The organism is Mesorhizobium abyssinicae (assembly GCF_049887195.1).
GTDB lineage: Bacteria > Pseudomonadota > Alphaproteobacteria > Rhizobiales > Rhizobiaceae > Mesorhizobium > Mesorhizobium abyssinicae.
Map to the genome: position 1 here is coordinate 1 of NZ_JARAKC010000175.1, position 235 is coordinate 235.

Annotated in this window: 1 protein-coding gene; it reads left to right on the forward strand. The window is 61.7% G+C overall.

Translation table 11 applies throughout. The annotated features are described in order from the left end of the window. Positions 1-235: hypothetical protein (locus PU724_RS34225; RefSeq protein WP_426213881.1), on the forward strand; the 235-nt coding region annotated here is incomplete at both ends.

Consider the following 235-nt stretch of genomic DNA (forward strand, 5'->3'; position numbering starts at 1 on the left):
TGCTGGCGCAGGAGCTGCAGAGGGACAATCCAGATCTCGCCTCGCGAACGCGCCTCGTCGACCCGCTGATAGCCCATTACCATCTGCGCCTGGGCTCCGATAATGCCACCCTCGGGGCTTTCCAGCGTATCGTCTATGATCGCAATGGCAGTGATACAGCCGACTTCCTGTTCCTGCCTGTCAACGATGCCAGCGCTACCGATCCTGAACGCCGCGGCACCCACTGGTCGCTGCT